The 20569-nt window shown below is 71.1% G+C and carries 16 protein-coding genes and 1 tRNA gene; 13 read left to right on the top strand and 4 right to left on the bottom strand.

Annotation, left to right across the window (positions count from 1 at the left end; translation table 11 throughout):
- Positions 1 to 351: 351 nt before the first annotated feature.
- On the bottom strand, positions 352 to 1212 hold the full coding sequence (locus QRO03_RS10955; RefSeq protein ID WP_285137527.1) for an SGNH/GDSL hydrolase family protein: 861 nt from the start codon (positions 1210 to 1212) through the stop codon (positions 352 to 354).
- 741 nt (positions 1213 to 1953) lie between these two features.
- Here QRO03_RS10955 and QRO03_RS10950 point away from each other — a divergent pair.
- Together QRO03_RS10950 and QRO03_RS10945 are read left to right on the top strand one after the other, a co-directional pair.
- On the top strand, positions 1954 to 3795 hold the full coding sequence (locus QRO03_RS10950) for a DEAD/DEAH box helicase (protein ID WP_285137532.1): 1842 nt from the start codon (positions 1954 to 1956) through the stop codon (positions 3793 to 3795).
- A gap of 226 nt (positions 3796 to 4021) precedes the next feature.
- Complete coding sequence (locus tag QRO03_RS10945) at positions 4022 to 5101, top strand: VIT1/CCC1 transporter family protein (RefSeq protein WP_285137526.1); 1080 nt, start codon at positions 4022 to 4024, stop codon at positions 5099 to 5101.
- A 464-nt stretch (positions 5102 to 5565) separates the two neighbouring features.
- Here the strand turns inward: QRO03_RS10945 and QRO03_RS10940 are convergent, their stop codons facing one another.
- Complete coding sequence (locus QRO03_RS10940) at positions 5566 to 6612, bottom strand: isopenicillin N synthase family dioxygenase (protein ID WP_285137525.1); 1047 nt, start codon at positions 6610 to 6612, stop codon at positions 5566 to 5568.
- Between the two features lie 232 nt (positions 6613 to 6844).
- A tRNA-Leu gene (locus QRO03_RS10935) sits at positions 6845 to 6930 on the bottom strand.
- A gap of 206 nt (positions 6931 to 7136) precedes the next feature.
- Between QRO03_RS10935 and QRO03_RS10930 the strand changes: the two genes are divergently transcribed.
- Together QRO03_RS10930 and QRO03_RS10925 are read left to right on the top strand one after the other, a co-directional pair.
- Entirely contained in the window at positions 7137 to 8438 is a 1302-nt protein-coding gene (locus QRO03_RS10930; protein ID WP_285137524.1) for a M20/M25/M40 family metallo-hydrolase, read from the top strand.
- Between the two features lie 8 nt (positions 8439 to 8446).
- A complete protein-coding gene (locus QRO03_RS10925; RefSeq protein ID WP_285137523.1) occupies positions 8447 to 9295 on the top strand; it encodes an undecaprenyl-diphosphate phosphatase in 849 nt (282 codons plus the stop codon).
- A gap of 162 nt (positions 9296 to 9457) precedes the next feature.
- Here QRO03_RS10925 and QRO03_RS10920 read toward each other — a convergent pair whose 3' ends face one another.
- Positions 9458 to 10330, bottom strand: coding sequence for a PAC2 family protein (locus QRO03_RS10920; protein ID WP_285137522.1), 873 nt, complete (start codon positions 10328 to 10330; stop codon positions 9458 to 9460).
- 158 nt (positions 10331 to 10488) lie between these two features.
- Between QRO03_RS10920 and QRO03_RS10915 the strand changes: the two genes are divergently transcribed.
- The 9 genes from QRO03_RS10915 to lnt all read left to right on the top strand — a co-directional run bounded on the left by QRO03_RS10915 (position 10489) and on the right by lnt (position 20560).
- Positions 10489 to 11187: an HAD family hydrolase gene (locus QRO03_RS10915; RefSeq protein WP_285137521.1), complete on the top strand. Its 699-nt coding sequence runs from the start codon at positions 10489 to 10491 to the stop codon at positions 11185 to 11187.
- Complete coding sequence (locus QRO03_RS10910) at positions 11184 to 12203, top strand: tRNA (adenine-N1)-methyltransferase (RefSeq protein ID WP_285137520.1); 1020 nt, start codon at positions 11184 to 11186, stop codon at positions 12201 to 12203. The genes QRO03_RS10915 and QRO03_RS10910 overlap by 4 nt, the downstream gene beginning before the upstream one ends.
- A gap of 9 nt (positions 12204 to 12212) precedes the next feature.
- Positions 12213 to 13160: an FKBP-type peptidyl-prolyl cis-trans isomerase gene (locus QRO03_RS10905; RefSeq protein WP_285137519.1), complete on the top strand. Its 948-nt coding sequence runs from the start codon at positions 12213 to 12215 to the stop codon at positions 13158 to 13160.
- A gap of 97 nt (positions 13161 to 13257) precedes the next feature.
- On the top strand, positions 13258 to 14250 hold the full coding sequence (locus QRO03_RS10900; protein ID WP_285137518.1) for a helix-turn-helix transcriptional regulator: 993 nt from the start codon (positions 13258 to 13260) through the stop codon (positions 14248 to 14250).
- Positions 14247 to 15224, top strand: coding sequence for a helix-turn-helix transcriptional regulator (locus tag QRO03_RS10895; RefSeq protein ID WP_285137517.1), 978 nt, complete (start codon positions 14247 to 14249; stop codon positions 15222 to 15224). Before QRO03_RS10900 ends, QRO03_RS10895 begins: the two co-directional genes overlap by 4 nt.
- Positions 15225 to 15414: 190 nt before the next feature.
- Positions 15415 to 15669, top strand: coding sequence for a Sec-independent protein translocase subunit TatA (gene tatA, locus QRO03_RS10890; RefSeq protein ID WP_285137516.1), 255 nt, complete (start codon positions 15415 to 15417; stop codon positions 15667 to 15669).
- A gap of 63 nt (positions 15670 to 15732) precedes the next feature.
- Complete coding sequence (tatC, locus tag QRO03_RS10885; RefSeq protein WP_285137531.1) at positions 15733 to 16494, top strand: twin-arginine translocase subunit TatC; 762 nt, start codon at positions 15733 to 15735, stop codon at positions 16492 to 16494.
- Positions 16491 to 18974: a DEAD/DEAH box helicase gene (locus QRO03_RS10880; RefSeq protein WP_285137515.1), complete on the top strand. Its 2484-nt coding sequence runs from the start codon at positions 16491 to 16493 to the stop codon at positions 18972 to 18974. Before tatC ends, QRO03_RS10880 begins: the two co-directional genes overlap by 4 nt.
- Positions 18971 to 20560 (top strand): apolipoprotein N-acyltransferase, encoded by a 1590-nt coding sequence (gene lnt, locus QRO03_RS10875; protein WP_285137514.1) that lies wholly within the window; start codon positions 18971 to 18973, stop codon positions 20558 to 20560. The genes QRO03_RS10880 and lnt overlap by 4 nt, the downstream gene beginning before the upstream one ends.
- Positions 20561 to 20569: the final 9 nt, after the last annotated feature.

The following is a 20569-nucleotide window of genomic DNA, read 5'->3' as shown; positions in this document are numbered from 1 at the left end:
GCCGACTCCGACGGTGGCTCCGACGCCGTCGCCGACTCCGACGGTGGCTCCGACGCCGAAGCCGACTGTCTCGCCGACGCCGACGTCGAAGCCGACTGTCTCGCCGACGCCGAAGCCTCCCGTGGTCAAGCTTTCTCTGCGCCGCATCTTTGAAATCGTCGTCGCGGTGCTGTTCAGGTGAGTGGGATCCGGCGATCGCTGAGGCCTGGGCAATCGCAGAGAACCGCGTCGCGAAGGAGGTCCCCGGCGTCGATGAGGGCGAGCACCGCGCCGGGCAGGATCGAGGCCGCGGGGCCTTCGTCGTCCCGTGACGCCGCCGTCACACCGGCGTCTCGTCCCGTGACGCCGCCGTCACACCGGTGTCTCGGGAGAGGCTGCGGCATCCCGGCCCGGGGCGAGCGTCGTCACGGGTAGCGGCTCGGGTCGTTTGGCGTGCACGTGGTCGCCGGACGACTGGTGTCGCAAACGCCGCAGCACCCACGGCATGAGGTAGGAACGCGCCCACACCAGATCTTTCTCTCGCGCGGCGCGCCATGTGGTGGCGGTCAGGGCTTCCGGCTGGTGCGGCTGGAGGTCGTTGGGAACGTTCAGGGCGCGCAACACCATGCGAGCCACCTCGTGGTGACCGAGCGCGTTGTAGTGCAGGCGGTCATCGTCGAAGAAGCGCATGTCCTGCACCTCTTTCAGGCCCCACTGGTCGGCGACGACGCAGTCGTGGGCGTCGGCGATCGCGCGGATGTTCTCGTTGTAGATCGCCACCTTGCCCCGGATGCCGCGGAACACGGGTGTGAACTCCGTATCGATGGCGGTGAACACCACGACGGTGGCGTCGTCGCGGCGAAGGCGCACGACGGCATCCTCGAACTGGCGCGAGACCGCGTCGGGATCGGTGCCGGGACGGATGACGTCGTTCCCGCCGGCGGAGAAGGTGATGAGGTCGGGTTTGAGCGCCAGCGCGGGCTCGATCTGGTCGGCGACGATCTGCGCGATGAGCTTGCCGCGCACCGCGAGGTTCGCGTAGGCGAAGTCGTCGACCTGTGCGGCGAGCACCTCGGCGACACGGTCGGCCCAACCACGGTGACCGCCGTCGGGCACGGGATCGCCGATGCCTTCGGTGAACGAGTCGCCCAGCGCAACGTAACGCCGCCACGGATGCGGACCTGGGTTGTCGAGCGAGGGCGAGGTGCGGGGCGAGTGCGGATCGAGTGTCATCGAAACCTCCGTGTCCAGGCTAACCCCGGCCTCCGACATCGCCCCAGAGAGGGCGGCGACGAGCTCCGTCGACGGCAGGCGGCGGGCCGGGGCCGTGGCCGACCGAAGCACGCATAAACACGATTCGTGCGCGGAAACAGTCCGTCGTTGTGTTTCCGCGCACGAATCGCGTTTATCGCCGGTGGGAGGGCGGAAGCATCCACAGGGCGACGCCGCGCGTCGCGGAACCGCCTATCGTGGATGTTCGCGCTCGCGTGGGAAGGAGGTTCGATGCTGGAAGCAGAAGCCCGCACCCCGAACCTCCCCGACACCGAGGGCACCGCCCCCGCGGAGGCGCCGCGCACCGCCGGGCCCGGCGCGATCGCGAGCCCCGGCGCGATCGCGAGCCCGGGCCGCATCGCGAGTCCCGGCCCGACCCCCGCACCCGAGCGCATCGCGAGTCCCGGCCCCGCACCGGACCGAACCGCCAGCCCCGGCGCGATCGCGAGCCCGGGCCGCATCGCGAGCCCCGGCCCGACCCCCGCACCCGAGCGCATCGCGAGTCCTGGACCGGTCGCGAGCCCCGACCCACGCAGCGGCGACACCCCGTCAGCCGTCATCTCTCCGTCTTCCGCGTCCGGCGACCCTCGGCCCACCGACGCGGATGCCGACCCGCTCACCGACCGCGCGGCATCCACTCCCCTCGACCCGGCCCACGCCACCGCCCCCGTCGCCGATCACGCGGTCCCGGGTGAGGAACCCCTGCCCGTCGACGGTGCCGAGCCGCACTTCGGCTCCTTCGCGGCAGAGCACCTCTCGCCCTCCTTCCCACAGCGCGCGCCGTGGGGAACCGCGCAGCGCCTTCGCGCGTGGCAGGCGGAGGCGCTCGACCTGTACTTCGGCCTCGACGGACCCGACGGCGAGGGCAAGGGCCCCCGCGACTTCCTCGCCGCGGCCACCCCCGGCGCCGGGAAGACGACCTTCGCCCTGCGCCTCGCCTCCGAACTCGTGCGTCGCAACGTCGTGGACCGGATCGTCGTCGTCGCCCCCACGGAGCACCTGAAGACCCAGTGGGCGGAGGCCGCCGCGCGCGTGGGTATCCGCCTCGACCCCGCGTTCTCGAACCGCCACTACGCCCCGGCGCGGCACTACCGAGGCGTCGTCGTCACCTACGCCCAGGTGGCGGTGAAGGCCGAGGTGCACCAGCGTCTGATCATGGATGCCAGGACCCTGGTCATCCTCGACGAGGTGCACCACGGCGGCGACGCACTCAGCTGGGGCGACGCCCTGCGCGAGGCCTACAACCGCGCCACGCGGCGTCTGCTGCTGTCGGGCACGCCGTTCCGCAGCGACACCGCCCCCATCCCGTTCGTGGAGTACCACCCGAACGCCAAGGGCATCCGTCTCTCGCGCACGGACTACGCCTACGGTTACCGGCGCGCCCTCGACGACGGTGTCGTTCGTCCCGTTTTCTTCCTCGTCTACGCCGGGCAGATGCGCTGGCGCACGAAAGCCGGCGAAGAGATGGAAGCCCAGCTCGGGCAGGACAACACAAAGGACATCACCTCGCAGGCCTGGCGCACCGCGCTCGACCCGAACGGCGACTGGATCCCCGCCGTGCTGCGCTCCGCCGACCGGCGCCTGAGCGAGGTGCGTGAGACGGTCCCGGATGCCGGCGGCCTCGTCATCGCGACCGATCAGACCGCCGCGCGCGCCTACGCGGCCATCCTCGAAGACATCAGCGGTGAGAAGGTCACGGTCGTCCTCTCCGACGAAGCCGAGGCCTCGGGCCGTATCGAGACGTTCTCGAAGAGCACGACCCGGTGGATGGTCGCCGTCCGCATGGTGTCGGAGGGCGTGGACGTCCCGCGCCTCGCGGTCGGCGTGTACGCCACGAGCGCCTCCACACCGCTGTTCTTCGCGCAGGCCATCGGCCGCTTCGTGCGCGCCCGTCGTCGCGGTGAGACCGCGAGCGTCTTCCTACCGAACGTGCCCCAGCTGCTCGCCCTCGCCGGCGAGATGGAGGCGCAGCGCGACCACGCCCTCGACCGCGACAGCGACGCCGAAGACCAGTGGAACGCCGAAGAAGACATGATGGATGCCGCCGAGCGCGAGGACAAGGCATCCGACGCGCTCGAGCAGGAGTTCGAGTATCAAGCGCTCGGCTCGCTCGCGCACTTCGACCGGGTGCTCTTCGACGGGCAGGAGTTCGGTCAGCTCGCGGTGCCGGGAACCATCGAGGAGGAGGAGTTCCTCGGCATCCCGGGCCTTCTCGAGCCCGATCAGGTGCACGAGGTGCTCATGTCGCGCGCGACCCGGCAGTCGCGTCACCGCTCCACGCGTGAGGCGACCGAGAAGGAGAGCGGCGTGGAGCCTGCCCCCGTCGACGAGGGCGGGCTCCCCGCGCCGCTGCACCGCACCCTGAAGGAGCAGCGGCAGCTCCTCAACACGATGGTCGGGCTCTACGCCCGGCAGAGCGGCGAGCCGCACGGTCTCGTGCACGCCGAGCTCCGACGCATCTGCGGGGGTCCCGCCGTCTCGCACGCCACCGTCGCCCAGCTGCAAGCCCGTATCGACGTGCTGCGGAGGCGCGTGCACTCCTGAGGCGGACCGCGTGGAGATTCGCCCGCCCGGATGCGACGTGCAGCTCTCGAGATGGTCGCTCGCGGATGCCCTCGCGACGCTTTCGCGGCCCCGAAATGCTGGCATCCACCCGTCGGCAGCCGCGTCTTTCCGGGCTTCGGAAGCCCGAAATGCTGTCAGTATCGGCCGACGCGCCCGGGGGAGCGGAACCGCCTCATTACGGTGGGGGACGACCCGAAGGAGCCCCGTGACGACCCTCGCCACCCCCACCGCCCGTGATCGCCGCCGCTGGGCGCGCTATCTCGTCGACGAGCGCGCCGAGGCACGCGTCTACCGTGAGCTCGCGTCCCGTCGCAGCGGCGAGGAGCGCGAGATCCTGCTCGCTCTCGCCGAGGCCGAAGGCCGTCACGAGCAGCACTGGATCAGCCTCCTCGGCGAGCAGCCACAGCGCCTGCCGCAACCCGGCGTCGGGACGCTCCTGCTGGCGTGGATGGCGCGCCGCTTCGGATCGATCTTCGTCCTGGCCCTCGCGCAGAACGCCGAGGCTCGCTCGCCGTACGCCGACGAGCCGTACGCGACCCCGGCGATGGCGGCCGACGAGCGAGTGCACCACGAGGTGGTCCGCGGACTCGCCGCGCGCGGACGCCGCCGCCTCTCGGGAACCTTCCGCGCCGCCGTCTTCGGAGCCAACGACGGTCTGGTCTCCAACCTCGCCCTCGTGATGGGCGTCGGTGCCACCGGCATCGCCCCGAGCTTCGTGCTCTTCAGCGGCATCGCGGGTCTGCTCGCCGGAGCCCTCTCGATGGGCGCGGGGGAGTTCGTGTCGGTCCGCTCCCAGCGCGAGCTCCTCGAGGCCACCGAAGAGAGCGACTTCGCCGACTCGGCTTTGCCCCATCTCGACCTGGATGCCAACGAGCTCGCCCTCGTGTACCGCACGCGCGGGATGGATCCGGATGCCGCCCTCGCCAAAGCCCGCGAGACCGTCACCGCCGCGCAAGCGGGAACCGCCCCGGTCGCGGCGGCCCCGGGGGAGTCCTCTCACGACGTCGTCGGCAGCGCTTGGGGGGCGTCGATCTCGAGCTTCCTGTTCTTCGCCTCGGGGGCGATCATCCCGGTGCTGCCGTGGATCTTCGGCATGACCGGCTTCGGCGCGGTCGTTCTCGCGCTGCTGCTCGTGAGCATCGCCCTGATGGCCACCGGCGCGATGGTGGGTCTGCTCTCTGGCGCGTCCCCGCTTAAGCGAGGGTTGCGTCAGCTCGCGATCGGCTTCGGCGCCGCCGCGGTGACGTACCTGCTCGGTCTGCTGTTCGGCGTGTCGGCCGCCTGACCCCGTGAGGGCCCGGCGGGCGTCGTGATCCCGCGACCCTGCCGCGTCGCCGGCCGCCGGCCGCCGGTGCGGCACGCGACTCTGCCTCGCCGCCGGCCGCCGGTGCGGCACGCGACTCTGCTTCGTCGCCGGCCGCCAGTGCGGCACGCGGCACAGCCTCGCCGCATCGGCCCCCGGCGGCACGCATAAACGCGATCCGTGCGCATAAACACGGTGTCGGCGTGTTTATGCGCACGAACGATGTTTATGGCCGTCGTCGCGGCAGCCCGGCCCGCCGGCCCCACGCCGCCGCCCCCGTCGCACTCCGGCCAATCCGACGCCGCCCCCGCCGCCGCGCCGGCCCCACGCCGCCGCCCCGGTTGCACTTCGGCAGCCCGCCGCGCCCGCCGCACCCCGGCCCCATGCCGCCGCCCCCGCCGCACCCCGGCCGATCCGCCGCCCGCGCCGCGCCCCCGCGCCGACGCTCAGGCGCGGCTCGCCGCCGCCACCCGCGCCGCCTCGCGGATCGCGCCGACGTTCTTGCGCCCCGCGCGGGAGCCGGCGAGCTTGGCCGTGATGTGCTCCCGCACCGTCACCGGGTCGTACAGGGCGGGCGCCTCATCGGAAGTGAAGTGCGGGAGCGGCGCGATCACCGCGTCGGCGTCGCCGTCGTGGAAGAACGCCGCCGACCGCCGCCGCTCGATCGTCCCGTCGACGACCGGAGGCTTCACCCGGTGCAGCGTCGACAGCCATTTGTCGTTGGTCAGTCGCGCGGCGACGTCGCCGAGGTTGACCAGGAGAGCCCCCTCCGCCGGCGAGACGTCGTTCCACGAGCCGTCCTGCCCGAGCACCTGCAGACCCGCGACGCGATCGGCCCACAGCACGGTCACCAGTCCGAAGTCGGTGTGCTCGCCCATGCCCGTCAGCTCGGCACCCAGCTCGATGGACCCCGGCGGCAACGCGTAGTTGTTCATCCGCAGCACGTCGATCGAGTGCCCCGTAAGGGCGTCGAAGAAGTCGTCGGGCACGCGCAGCGCCGCCGCGAACACGCGCGTCAGTGTCTGCGCCACCCTCCGCGCCTCGTCGTAGTACGCGCTCACCGCCGACTCGAACTCCGGGGCGTCGTCGGGCCAGGTGTTCTCGGCGTAGTCCGACGCCGTCGCGGTCGTGCCGGGATACTCCCGCCACGACGTCCCCACGTTGAACGCCTCGAAGAAATCGTTCATCCGCGTGACCGGATCGACCCCCAGGCTGTAGCTCAGCGACTCGCTCTTGGGCGGGCTGTACCCGCGGTTCTCCGAGCTCGGCCGCACGTAGCGCTTCTTGGCCTCGAGGGGCAGGGCGAAGAACCGGTCGAGGGCGCCCGTCAGATCGTGGATGACGGCGGGATGGATGCCATGACCCACGACCTGCATGAACCCGACGGTGCGGCACGCGTGGTCGACGGCGGCGACCACGGCGGCGCGCGCGTCGGGCGATCCGGGTCCCACCCAGGCGGAGATGTCGATCGTGGGCACGCGGAAGGAAGCCATGTCTCGACGCTAAGCGCGCCGTGTCACGTCGGTGTTTCCGCGGCGTCACGGATGGGCAGGCGCGGCCGCCGATGGACGAGGGGACGTCACCCCCACCGCCCCTCCACGCGACGCTTCGCAGCGCGCGGAGCCTACGACGGCGTGGGCCCGACCCCGAACGGGTCCGAAGTCCTCCCGCTCCCGTGGAAACGAGAAAGACCCCCGGGGCGAACCCGGGGGTCTTTCTCATCTGTGCGCGAGGGGGGACTTGAACCCCCACGCCCGTTAAAGGGCACTAGCACCTCAAGCTAGCGCGTCTACCTATTCCGCCACCCGCGCATCTGGGTGAATTGTCGCTTGCGCAACGAGGAACGACATTACCACGCCACGGACCACGACTCGAACCGGTGCGGCGCCCCGGGCGCGTCCCAGAGCCCGCACCCGGGGCGTCGACGGCGCGGCGTCACGGAGGGGAATGCATCGCCCGTCCTCCCCAGGCTGACTCGCGACAGGAGAGGTCGCCGCGCCCCGGTACGGTAGTGCGCATGTCCGAGCGCGAAACCGTCGTCCCCGAGGTCGCACGCGTCGCGTCCGACCTCATCCGGTTCGACACCTCGAACTACGGAGGTGGTCGCGCCAACGGCGAACGCGAAGCGGCCGAGTACGTCGGCGCCTACCTCGAAGCACTCGGCCTCGACACCGACTACTACGAGCCCGTCGAGCGACGCACCAACGTGTGCGCCCGCGTTCCGGGTCGCAACCCCGACAAGCCCGCGCTGATCCTGCACGGCCACCTCGACGTCGTGCCCGCCGTCGCCGAGGACTGGAGCGTCGACCCCTTCGCCGGTGAGATCCGCGACGGCATCCTGTGGGGCCGCGGGGCCGTCGACATGAAGGACATGGATGCCATGATCCTCACCTCCGTCGCCGATCTGCTGCGCACGGGCGAACAGCCCGAACGCGACGTGATCGTCACGTTCTTCGCCGATGAGGAGAACGGTGGCGTCGAAGGTTCGGCGCGCGTCATCCGGGATCGGCCCGAGTGGTTCGCGGGCGCGACCGAGGCGATCAGCGAGGTCGGCGGATACTCCATCGCGGTCGGCGGACGCCGGGCCTATCTGCTGCAGGTGGGCGAGAAGGCCCTCATCTGGATCAAGCTCATCGCCCGCGGGCGCGCCGGCCACGGCAGCGGCCTGCACACCGACAACGCCGTCACCCGTCTCGCCGACGCGGTGACGCGTCTCGGGCAGACCGAGTGGCCCATCCGCCTGACCGACACCACCGCGGCACTGCTGGCGGGACTCGCCGAGATCACGGGTGACGACGCGGGCGATCCCGACGCGTTGGCGCTGCGCACCGGGGCGGCATCCAGCTTCATCCGCTCCACCCTTCGCACCACGACGAACCCGACGGGGCTCACCGCCGGGTACAAGCACAACGTCATCCCCGACCGGGCCGAGGCGCTCATCGACGTGCGGGTGCTGCCCGGCACCGAGTCCGCGGCCCTCGCCGACATCCGCCGCATCGTCGGCGACGACGTCGAGATCGAGATCGTGCACCAGGACATCGGTCTCGAGGTGCCCTTCAGTGGCGACCTCGTCGATGCGATGATCGCGCAGCTCGACCGCCATGACCCGGGCGTCCCCGTCGTGCCGTACCTCATGGGCGGCGGCACCGACAACAAAGCCCTCTCCACCCTCGGAATCTCCGGTTACGGATTCGCGCCGTTGCGACTTCCCGCCGATCTCGACTTCACCGGAATGTTCCACGGTGTCGACGAGCGCGTCCCCGTCGACGCGCTCGAGTTCGGTCGACGTGTTCTCGCCGACCTCCTCCGGACGTACTGAAGGACCGCATGCATATCTTCGAGGTCATCATCCTCGGGCTCGTTCAGGGCCTCACCGAATTCCTCCCCATCTCCTCCAGCGCGCACCTGCGCATCGTGGGCGAGTTCCTCCCCTCCCAGACCGACCCGGGTGCGACGTTCACCGCCATCACCCAGATCGGCACCGAGATCGCCGTCCTGATCTATTTCCGCAAGAAGATCGGGCGCGTCATCTCCCGGTGGTTCCTGTCGCTGAGCGGCAAGGTTCCGCGCAACGACCCCGACGCCCGCATGGGGTGGCTCGTCATCATCGGCACGATCCCCATCGCGCTTCTCGGGGTGCTGCTGCAGAGCCTCATCCGCGACAACTTCCGGAGCCTCTGGATCACCGCGGTCGTGCTCATCGTCTTCGGCATCCTGCTGGGCCTCGCCGACCACTACGGCAAGCGTCGTCGCGAACTCGACGACCTCACCTACCCGCACGGCGTCGCCTACGGTTTCGCGCAGGCGCTCGCCCTCGTTCCCGGCGTCTCGCGCTCGGGTGCGACCACCACGCTCGGACGAGCCCTCGGCTACAAGCGCACCGCCGCCGCCGAGTACTCGTTCCTGCTCGCCGTGCCCGCCGTCTTCGCCAGTGGGCTCTACGAGCTGTACAAGAGCTTCGACGAGGGCACCGGGCCCTACAGCCTGGGTGAGACGGCCATCGCGACCGTCATCGCCTTCGTCGTGGGCTACCTCGTGATCGCGTTCCTCATGCAGTACCTCAAGCGCGGCAGCTTCCTGCCGTTCGTGATCTACCGCGTGATCCTCGGCATCGTGATCATCGTGCTCCTCGTGCTCGGGGTGGTGCCCGCGGAGTCGGCGATCATGGCCGGCTGATCTCCGGATGCCACGAAGGCGCCGTCCCGATGGGGGCGGCGCCTTCGTCGTGTCGCGGCGTCCCCGTGCGTCGGAGCGGCTCGACCACCCGTCCGCCGAACACGCGAGCGCCCTCCCGCGCAGAGCGCCTCACGACGGCATCGGCGCCTCCGGCGCCGCACGTCAGCGTCGAGGCGGGTCGTCGCGACCCGGCTTGGCGGGGCCGTCGCCGCCGCCGCCGCGGCGGAGGTAGCGCTCGAACTCCTGCGCGATGGCGTCGCCCGACGCCTCGGGGGAGTCCCACGTGTCACGCGTCTGCTCGAGCTGACGGATGTAGTCGCTCATCTCGTCGTCGTCTGCGGCTGCCGCGTCGATCGACGCCTCCCACTGCCGTGACTCGGCTTCGAGGTCTCCGCGCGGCACGGTGATGCCCGTGATCGACTCGAGGCGCTCGAGCAGCGCGAGCGTGGCCTTGGGCGAGGGGGTGTGGCCCGCGACGTAGTGCGGCACGCTGGCCCACAGGCTCGCCGTGGGGATGCCGACCTGCTCCGACGCGTGACCGATGGCGCTCAGGATGCCGACGGGCCCCTCGTAGAGGCTCCGTTCGAGTCCGAGCGACTGACGGACGCCCTCGTTGTCGCTGCCGGCGAAGACCGAGATGGGTCGCGTGTGCGGGACGTCCGACATCATCGATCCCAGGGCGACGAAGCCCGTGACGTCCTCGCGCAGGGCGACGTCGATGAACTCGGCGGCGAAGGCCTGCCAGGCGCGGGCCGGTTCGACGCCGACGAGCAGCCAGATCTCGGCGTCGTCGGAGCGCTGCGTGGGGCGCAGCAGCTTCGCCTCCGGCCACGTGAGGGTGCGTCGGCCCTCGGCATCCAGTCCGATCTGCGGACGGGTGTACTGGTAGTCGAAGTACAGCTCGGGGTCCACGGAGTGCACGACGTCGTACTCGACGTCGGCGCGCAGCATCGACGCTGCCGCCGACGCGGCCTCTCCGGCGTCGTTCCACCCGTCGAACGCGGCGACGATGATCCGGCGACCCAGTGCGTCCACGCAACCTCCTCTGCCCCGTCGGGGCTGGATTCCAGGATAGGCGCACGCGCGCGACACCGGCCGGACGACGCCCCCGGGAGCGGTCGGCCCGAGGGGCGGGCCGCTCGCGACGACGCGGGTCGGACGGCGGCGGTGCCCGCCCTCGATACGATGGAACGATGACTTCTCCGGCCCTCGCGGCGGTCCTGTGGGACATGGACGGCACGCTCGTCGACACCGAGCCGTATTGGATGGCCGCAGAGACCCCGCTGGTCGAGCGCTTCGGCGGCACGTGGTCGCACGCGCAGGCGCTGGGAATGGTCGGCCTCGCCCTTGAGGACTCCGCCCGCCTGCTGCAGAACGCGGGCGTGCCGTGGGGCACCGACGAGATCATCGCGTATCTCACCGACGAGGTGCTGCGCCAGCTCGCGGTCACCGGTGTGCCCTTCCGCCCGGGCGCCCGCGAACTGCTCGCCGACCTGAAGGCCGCCGGCGTCAAGACGGCGCTCGTGACGATGTCGATGCGGCGCATGGCGTTGTCGGTCGTCGACCTCATCGATTTCCCGGCCTTCGACGTCGTCGTCGCCGGAGACGACGTGGAGCGCCCCAAGCCCCACCCCGACCCCTACCTGCAGGCCGCCGCCCTGCTGGGCGTCGACATCCGCGACACCGTCGCGATCGAGGACAGCCCCAACGGCCTGCGCTCGGCGGTGGCCAGCGGCGCGGTGTCGCTCGGCGTCCCGCTGATGGTCTCCCTCGACGGCGTCGGCGCCGACGTGCTCTGGCCCGACCTGGCGGGGCGAACCACCACCGACCTGCGGGCGCTGCACGCCGCGCACGCCCAGACCCGCCCCGATGAGACGCGAGTGACCCGATGAGCGAGACCCCCCACCTGAGCGGCCCCTTCCGGGTCGGCGACCGGGTGCAGCTGACCGGACCCAAGGGCCGCATGCACACGATCACCCTGCGCGAGCAGGGCGAACTGCACACCCACAACGGCGTGCTCAAGCACGAGCTGCTGGTCGACCAGCCCGACGGCAGCGTCGTCACCAACAGCTCCGGCCACGACTACCTGGCGGTCCGGCCGCTGCTCCGCGACTTCGTCATGTCGATGCCCCGCGGCGCCGCCATCGTCTACCCGAAGGACGCCGCGCAGATCCTCGCGCAGGCCGACATCTTCCCGGGTGCCACGGTCGTGGAGGCCGGAGTCGGCTCCGGCGCGCTCTCGCTGTGGCTGCTGCGGGCCATCGGTCCGGCCGGACGACTGCTGTCGTTCGAGCGCCGCGAGGAGTTCGCCGAGGTCGCGCGCGCGAACGTCGAGACGTTCCACGGCGAGATGCCGGCGACGTGGCAGGTCATCGTGGGCGATCTCGTCGAGAGCCTCCCGGATGCCGTGGCTCCGGCATCCGTCGACCGCATCGTGCTCGACATGCTCGCCCCGTGGGAGTGCATCGACGCCGCGGCCGATGCGCTGACCCCGGGCGGCGTGGTGCTCTGCTACATCGCGACCGCGACCCAGCTCAGCCGCGTGGCCGAATACATCCGCGCGACCGGGCTGTTCACCGAACCGGATGCCAGCGAGACGATGGTCCGCGGGTGGCACGTCGAGGGTCTCGCGGTTCGCCCCGACCACCGCATGGTCGCGCACACGGGCTTCCTCGTCACCGCCCGACGCCTCGCGCCCGGGGCGATCCCGCCCGAGGTGAAGCGCCGCGCCTCGAAGTCGAGCTACGGAGACGACGACGTGGAGCTGTGGACCCCCGGCGCCGTCGGCGACCGCGAGATCACCGACAAGAACCTGCGCAAACGCGTGCGCGAAGCGCAGAAGTCCGCCGAGGGCGTACGGCAGTCCGTCGCGGGGGCGGCGTCCGAGGAGTCGCGCCCGACCGCCTAAACTGTTCCGGTGCGCAGACTCCCCGCTCTCGTGGCCGTGACCGCTCTGGCCGGATTCGGCCTGGTCGGGTGCTCGGCATCCGTCGCCTCGTCGTGCCCGACGCCCTCCGACAGCGCGATCGCCGCGGTCGTCGACGCGCCGGGCGAGGTCGGCTCGGTTCCCACCGTCTCGGTGCGGTCCCCGTTCGTGCCGTCGCAGGCCGGCACCGCCACTCTCATCGAGGGCGAGGGCCCGCGCATCACCACCGACTCGCAGCTCGCGCTCGTCGACGTCACGGTGCTCGACGCCGCGTCGGGCGAGCAGCTGGTCGCCACGCCCTACAACTCCGACGTCGCGACGGCCACGCCGTTGCCCCGTCTCACCCAGGCCGTTCCCTCCCTCGCTCCGCTGATGCGCTGCGTCTCCGAGGGATCGCGCGTGGCGGTCGCCATCCCGGGCACCGATCTCGGCGCCCAGGGCGCGCAGGCGCTCGGAGTCGCCGAGGGCGACGGCGCGGTGTTCGTCTTCGACGTGCGCAAGGTGTTCCTGCCCGCCGCCGACGGTGCCGACCAGTACAACGCCGACTCGGGCATGCCCTCGGTGGTGCGTGCGCCCGACGGGCAGCCCGGCGTGGTCATCCCCGCGGGTGACGCCCCGACCGAGGCGCGTTCGCAGACCATCAAGAAGGGCGACGGCGAGACCCTGACCGCCGACTCCTCCGTGGTCATCCACGTGCAGGGTGTCGCGTGGGGGTCCGACACGACCTTCGCCTCGACGTGGAAGAACGGCGCGCCCGGACAGGCGACGGTGTCGGTTCTGCCGCCCGCGATGGCCGCGGCCCTCGAGGGGCAGACGGTCGGCTCGCAGGTGCTCATCGTCGTCCCCGCCGACCAGACCGAGCAGGACCAGCAGATCCTGCAGGCTCCGGCCGACAGTGCCCTGGTCTACGTCGTCGACATCCTCGGCATCGCCGGCTGAGCGCGGCGCTCGGCTGACGGCGGCGGGTGGCCCGTCGCTCCGCTCCGTCATCCCGCGCGTCGGCTGCGGCGATCGTCGCGCCGCCTAGGATGGGCGAGTGTCCGCCTCCGCCTCCCGTAGTGCTCCCGAGGAGCGCTTGGTGAACCTCGTCGTCGCCCTCATGGCGACCGAGCAGGGCCTGACGAAAGACACGATCCTCTCCTCCGTCGCGGGCTATCGCGACCAGCTCGAAGCGGGGGCGTCGAAGGACGCGCTCGAGAAGATGTTCGAGCGCGACAAAGAGAACCTGCGGGGGCTCGGCGTCCCGATCGAGACGATCGGCAACCGCACCGACCCCGATGACCTCCGCGAGGCGCGCTACCGCGTTCCGACGGCGGAGTACTCGCTCCCCGACGACATCTCGTTCAGCCCGGCCGAAGTCGCGCTGCTCAACATCGCGGGGAGCGTCTGGGGAAGCGAATCGCTCTCCACCGACGCGCGCAGCGGTCTGCGCAAGATCCGAGCCCTCGGCATCGCCGTCGACGAGCCGATCATCGGGTACGCGCCCCGGATCCGCGTGCGCGATGCGTCTTTTCCGGCGCTGCAGCGCGCGATCGAGCAGAGCCGTGTCGTGACCTTCACCTACCTGCGCCCCGGCGAGGCGCGACCGCGTGAGCGTCGCATCCGTCCCCTGGCCCTGCTGGAGTACGAGGCACGGTGGCACGTGTTCGGGTTCGACCTCAACATGGATGCCGATCGCACCTTCCTTCTGTCGCGGATCGTCGGCGACGTCACCGTGACGCGCGCCGGGTTCCCGGCCGAGCTCCGCGAGGGGGCGGGGGAGCGGGCGCTCGCGGGGCTGCGCCAGGTCGCCGAACGCCAGCGGGCGCTGCTCGAGGTGCACCCCGGCACCGAGGCGGCGCTCCGCCTCGCGCGGCGGGCCGAGGAGGCGCCGCAGGGCATCGTCGTGCCCTACGTCGACCTCCACGTCTTCGCCGACGAACTCGCCTCGTACGGACCCGAGGTGCGGGTGGTCGCACCCGACGACCTGCGCGCGGAGGTCGTGCGCCGACTCGAGGCGACCCTGAGCCTGCACGGGGGTGCCGTGTGAGCGCCGAGCGTCCGGTCGCCGCCCTCGACCGCGCCGCGCTCCTGCTGCAGCTGGTGCCGTACCTGCTCGGCAAGGGCGAGGTCTCCGTCGCCGAGGCGGCGGCGGACTTCGACGTGACGTCCGGCGAGATGCGAGCGATGGTCGAGCGTCTGACCGTGATCGGCCTGCCCGGCGAGAGCGGCTACTGGCAGCTGCCCCACGACCTGTTCGACATCGATTGGGACCTGCTCGACCGCGACGACGTGATCGCGATCACCAACACGGTCGGCCTCGAACGCTCCCCACGGCTCACCGCCCGCGAGGCGGCCGCGTTGCTGGCGGGCCTGCAGCTCGCGCGGAGCCTCCCCGGTCTCGGCGACAACGAGCTCGTCACGGGTCTACTCGGCAAGCTCGCCCGCGGGGCCGCCGCCGCCCCGCCCGCCGTCATCGTGGCCCCCGGTCCCGTCGACGGCGTGCGCGACGTCGTCGACCGCGCGCTCCGCGAACGTGTTGCCGTGACCTTCACCTATCGCGCCCCCGGGGCGGCGCCGGCCACCCGCACGGTCGATCCGATCAAGGTGCACATCGCCAACGACCAGTGGTACCTGCAGGGCTGGGATCACCTCCGCCAGGCCGTGCGCACGTTCCACCTCGACCGCGTGAGCGATGCCGCCCTCACCGAGATCCCGGCCGTGCACGGCGGTGACGACGTGCCCGACCTGTTCGCCCCGTCGGACGACGAGGTCGTGGCGCGGCTGCGTTTTCCGCGAGCGGTGGCCCCTCTGCTGGCCGACTACCTCGAGCGGGCCGAGATCGAGGAGTCCGACGACGACACGTCGGTGGCCTCCCTGCGCCTCGCCGACGAGCAGAGCCTCAAACGATTGGCCGCCCGTCGCGGCGGTGAGGTCGAGCTGCTCGAGCCGGCGGGTGCGCGCCGCGCCGCGGCGGAGTGGGCGGCGGCGGGCCTCGCGCAGTACGCCTCCCCGCAGCCCTGACCGGCTCCGGATCCGCATGCCGTGCACGTCCGGCATGCGGATCCGCGGGGCGATGGGTCACGTGCCCGGCGCCGCGGCGCAGTCTCGGGCCGGATCACGCGCGATCCGCCGACCCGTCCGCGTCTCCCGGCCCGGAGACAGGTGCGCGGGTTAGACTGAGGTCTACGCCCGACGACGACGAGGAGTCACCATGTTCCAGGGTTTGACCGGATGGCACCTGCTGGTGGTCCTTGCCGTCATCCTGCTTCTGTTCGGCGCCGCCAAGCTCCCCGCGCTCGCGAAGAGCATGGGCCAGTCCGCCCGCGTGTTCAAGAGCGAGATGAAAGAGATGAAGCGCGACGACGAGGTCTCCGCGTCGCCCGCTGAGGCTCCGCGCGCCACCGATGCCGGCACGACCCCGACCGCGGCCCCGGAGCCGCGCAGGTCGAACGACCCCACCGTCTAACCGGTGGCGACGGCAGGACCGCCGCGGATCGACGTGCCCGAGGGGCCGCGGCGAGACAAGCGCATGTCGATCGGGGCGCACCTGGTCGAGCTGCGCAAGCGGCTGATGTGGGCTGCTGCGGCGCTCGTGGTGGGCATGGTGGTGGCCTTCATCATCACCGACCCGATCATCCACCTGATCACCGAGCCCATCCGCGTCATCGCGGAGCGCCGCGGTGACGACTTCTCGGCGCTGAACTTCACGTCGGTGACCTCGGCGTTCGATCTGCGCATGCGCATCGCCTTCTCGATCGGCATCTTCCTGTCGGCACCGATCTGGCTGTGGCAGATCTGGGCGTTCATCATGCCCGGTCTCACGCGCAAAGAGATCCGCTACACGGTCGGGTTCGTGGCATCCGCCGTGCCGCTGTTCTTCATCGGCTGCTGGGTCGGCCTGCTGATCGTTCCGCACGTGATCGAGCTCATGTGGGGCTTCACGCCCGAGGGCGGCGTCAACTTCTACAACGCCGTCGACTACTACGACTTCGTTTTCAAGCTGCTGATCGTCGTGGGCGTCTCGTTCGTGCTGCCGGTGTTCCTAGTGGCGCTGAACGTGGCAGGGGTGATGAGCGGCAAGGCGATCCTGAAGGGGTGGCGCGTCGCCATCCTCATCGCCACCATCTTCTCGGCCCTCGCGACTCCCGCCGCCGACGTGGTGAGCATGCTGATGCTCGCCGGCATCCTGGTCGTGCTGTTCTTCGCGGCCGCGGGACTGTCGATGCTCTTCGACCGCCGCAAGGCCCGCCGGGTCGCCGCATCGGAGATGGCGCCGGGGCCCATCGCGTGAGCACGTCCAGCCCGGCCGAGCGCTTCGCTCGTGCCAGTGCCCGTTCGACGCACCCGCACACGGCGGACTTCGCCGAGATGCAGCGCTTCGAGCTCGACGACTTCCAGATCGCCGGATGCCACGCCCTCGAAGACGGGCGGAGCGTGCTGGTGGCCGCCCCCACCGGAGCGGGCAAGACCATCGTCGGCGAGTTCGCCATCCACCTGGCCATGCTGGAGCCCGGTGACAAGGCGTTCTACACGACGCCCATCAAGGCGCTGTCGAACCAGAAGTTCCACGAGCTGCAAGAGGTGTACGGCGACGACGAGGTCGGCCTGCTGACGGGCGACACCAACATCAACGCCTCCGCCCGCATCGTGGTGATGACCACCGAAGTCCTGCGCAACATGCTCTACGCCGACTCCCCGGCACTGCGGGGCCTCCGGTTCGTCGTGATGGACGAGGTGCACTACCTCGCCGACCGCTTCCGCGGCGCCGTGTGGGAAGAAGTCATCATCCACCTCCCGCCCTCGGTGAAGCTCGTGTCGCTGTCGGCGACCGTGTCGAACGCCGAGGAGTTCGGCGACTGGCTCGACACGGTCCGGGGCGACACCGAGGTCATCGTCTCCGAGACGCGACCCGTGCCCCTCGAGCAGCATGTTCTCGTGCGCGGCGACCTGCTGCCGCTGTTCGACGACCGCGCGGGAGTCGCGACCGCGCAGGTCAACCAAGAACTGCTGCGCATCCGCGGCGGCAACGCCGGCGGCTTCGAGAACAACCGCCGCGCGCAGGAGTTCCGCTCCGCGCGCCACGCCGGTGGCCCCCGCCACGCGCACCAGCGGCGCGGGGGGCACAAGCCCGTCCGCGCGTCGCAGGGCCCGCGCATCGAGCGCATCGACCGGCCCGAGGTCGTGGAGCTGCTGCAGCGCAGTCACCTGCTGCCCGCCATCTTCTTCATCTTCAGCCGGGCGGGGTGCGATGCCGCCGTGCAGCAACTGCGCCGGGCGAACGTCCGGCTCACCTCGGCCGAGGAGCGCGTGGAGATCCGCCAGATCGTCGACGAGCTGACCTTCACGCTGAAGGACGAAGACCTCGCCGTGCTGCACTTCTGGGAGTGGCGCGACAACCTCGAGCGCGGCATGGCCGCCCACCACGCGGGTCTTCTCCCGGCCTTCAAAGAGGTCGTCGAAGAGCTGTTCCGCCGCAAGCTCGTCAAGGTCGTCTTCGCGACCGAGACCCTCGCGCTCGGCATCAACATGCCCGCGCGCACCGTCGTGCTCGAGAAGCTCGAGAAGTTCAACGGCGAGGCGCGCGTCGCGATCACCTCGGGGGAGTACACCCAGCTCACCGGCCGCGCCGGCCGCCGGGGCATCGACGTCGAAGGCCACGCGGTCGTGCAGTTCACCGAGGGGCTCGACCCCCAGTCGGTCGCCGCGCTCGCCTCGCGCCGTACCTACCCGCTGAACTCGAGCTTCCGGCCGACCTACAACATGGCCGTCAACCTCATCGACCAGTTCGGGCGTGCCCGCGCCCGCGAGGTGCTCGAGTCGTCTTTCGCGCAGTTCCAGGCGGACCGCTCGGTCGTGGGCCTCGCGCGCCAGGTGAAGGAAGCCGAGGAGTCCCTCGCCGGCTACGAGCAGGCGATGACCTGCGACCGCGGCGACTTCCGCGAGTACTCCACGATCCGCCGCGAGCTCAGCGACCTCGAGAAGATCAACCGGCGGGATGCCACCGCGCCCCGGCGACTGCGCGACGAGCGCCAGCAGCAGATCCAGTCGCTGCGCAAGCGCATGCAGCGCCATCCCTGCCAGTCCTGCCCCGACCGGGAGGCGCACGCGCGCTGGGCCGAGCGATATTGGAAGCTCAAGCGGTCCACCGACAAGACCCGGCAGCAGATCGACCAGCGCACCGGCACGGTCGCGCGCGTGTTCGACCGCGTGGTCGAGGTGCTGGCCGCCCTGGAGTACGTCCGGGTCGAAGAGGACGGCGCGACCGTCCTCACCCCCGCGGGCCGCACGATGCGCCGCATCTACGGCGAGCGCGACCTGCTGGTGGCGGAATCGTTGCGCCAGCGCCTGTGGGAGGGGCTCGACGCGCCTTCCCTCGCCGCCCTGGCCTGCTGTCTGGTGTACGAGCCCCGTCGCGACGAGGCGGGACCGGGGGAGCGCGGGCTGCCCCGCGGGGCTTTCCGTGCCGCGCTGGATGCCACGCAGACCCTCTGGCAGGAGCTCGACGATCTCGAGCGCGACCACCGCCTGCCCGGGTCGGACTCTCCTGCGTCGGGCCTGTCTCCCGCGATGCACGCGTGGGCGAAGGGCCTTCCGCTCGACAGTGTGCTGACCCTCGCCGACATGGCGGCGGGTGACTTCGTGCGCTGGGCGAAGCAGACGATCGACCTGCTCGATCAGATCTCCCTCGTCGCCGACCCGAAGCTGGCGAAGACCGCGCGTACGGCATTGGATTCGGTACGCCGGGGCATCGTGGCGTACACGTCGGCATGAGCGCCGCCTCCGTGACGCCCGTCACCCGGGCCGACCGTGCCGCGCCTCTGCTGCGACTGGCCTACGCCGCCCCGCTCGCGGTGGTGGCGGGGCTGCTCCTGGTGACCGCCTACCCCGCGCTGGCGTGGTGGCCGATGGCGGTTCCCGCGGTCGTGCTGACGCTCCTCACCCTGATCGGCCGTCGGGTCTGGTCGGCCGTGCTGGTCGGGTTGCTGTTCGGCGCCGCCTTCTTCTCGGTCAACCTGCTCTTCACGGCCCGCTACCTCGGCCCTGTGCCGTGGCTGGCCCTCTCGGTGCTCGAGTCGCTGCTGACGGCGGTGTTCGCCGTGCCGATCGCCCTCGCCTACCGGTGGATGCCGCGAATCGCCCCGGGTACGCTCGGACGCCTCGTGCTGCTCCCGGCACTCGTTGCGGGCCTGTGGACCCTGCGCGAGCAGATCGTCGGCTCATGGCCCTACAGCGGATTCCCGTGGGGGCGCATCGGCGTCTCGCAGGTGAACGGCCCCTTCGCCGAGGTCGCCTCGTGGGTGGGCATGTCGGGGCTGTCCTTCCTGGTCGTGCTGCTGTGCGCGATGGGCGTGGAGCTCGTCCGGGTGGGAGGCCTTCGTCGTCTCTCGCGTGCCGTGCCCACGGCCGTGGTCCTCGTCGTCCTCGTCGCCCTGCCCGCGTTCCCGACGACCGCGGCGGGGTCGATGCGCGTGGGAGCCGTGCAGGGAAATGGTCCGGCGGGCTACTTCGACCAGCGGGCGCGCGGCGCCGTCTTGGACGCGCAGCTCGCGGCATCCGCCCCTCTCCTCGGTCAGGACATGGACGTGCTGCTCTGGCCGGAGGGCGGGGTGGACTCCGATCCCACCTCGAACCCGGCGACGGCCGCGGTGCTGCAACAACTGTCGCGGCGCGTGGATGCGCCGCTGCTCGTCTCGGCGGTGACCGAGCGGGGGCCGCAGTTGTTCAACTCCTCGCTGCTGTGGACGGCGGAGGGACAGGTGGGAGCGACCTACGACAAGCGCAACCCGGTGCCGTTCGGGGAGTACGTGCCCGACCGCGCCTTCTGGGAGCCGTTCGCGCCCGACCTGATCGGACTCATCGGCCGGGAGTACACCCCGGGCACCGCGGCCCCGCTGATCGATGTGAACGGCATCGGCGTCGGGCTGGCGATCTGCTTCGACGTCATCTACGACGACGTCGTCTGGGACGGCGCCGCCGAGGGTGCCCAGGTGTACATGTTCCAGACGAACAACGCCGACTTCCGCGGAACCGATGAGAACCTGCAGCAGCTCGCCTTCGCCCGCATGCGCGCGATCGAGACGGGGCGGTCGGTGGTCAACCTCTCGACGGTCGGCACGAGCCAGGTCATCGCCCCCGACGGCTCGACGCTCGACGAGCTGCCGATCGACACGGCGGGGCACATGCTCACCGATGTGCCCCTTCGCACCGGACTCACCCCCGCGGTCATCATCGGGCCCGCGGTCAAGATCGTGCTGGGGTGGGGGAGTCTCGCCGGGCTCGTCGCCGCCGGTGTCCTCGTGTTCATGCGCACCCGGCCAACGAGAAAGACGCCGACCCCCGAGGGGGCCGGCGTCTGAACTCGTCGG

Source organism: Microbacterium sp. lyk4-40-TSB-66, from assembly GCF_030209475.1.
GTDB lineage: Bacteria > Actinomycetota > Actinomycetes > Actinomycetales > Microbacteriaceae > Microbacterium.
This window is presented reverse-complemented; position numbering and strand designations above follow the sequence as displayed.